Source organism: Tritonibacter sp. SIMBA_163 (assembly GCF_046535935.1).
GTDB classification, from domain to species: Bacteria; Pseudomonadota; Alphaproteobacteria; order Rhodobacterales; family Rhodobacteraceae; genus Epibacterium; species Epibacterium scottomollicae.
In genome coordinates this window covers 1-266 of sequence record NZ_JAWJBP010000571.1, presented here as the reverse complement: position 1 = coordinate 266, position 266 = coordinate 1, and the positions used below count along the sequence as shown (strand labels likewise).

Annotated in this window: 1 protein-coding gene; it reads right to left on the bottom strand. The window is 45.1% G+C overall.

What is annotated here, in order from left to right:
- Positions 1-24 precede the first annotated feature (24 nt).
- Positions 25-266 (bottom strand): hypothetical protein (locus R0J92_RS23590; protein ID WP_411053461.1); only part of this gene is annotated, 242 nt, incomplete at its 5' end.

Genomic DNA, 266 nt, shown 5'->3' with positions numbered 1-266 from the left:
CGGTAGAAAATGACCGAAATCCCATTATCCAACATCCTTGCGCAAATGGGAGTACGGCGTTTTGCTACGATTGCCAAGAACTGTCTTCTTTCGCCACATACCACTAAATTTGCAAAACTGCGGCATAAAACGTATTTTTGATGGCCATACCTCTTGAAAGGCCCCATTTGATCCGAGATCAGGAGCCAACATTAATCTCCACACATTCCTCTGTGGACCCTGATTAAAGGCGGAAATCAAAGAATGAACTCGAACCAATCCCACCC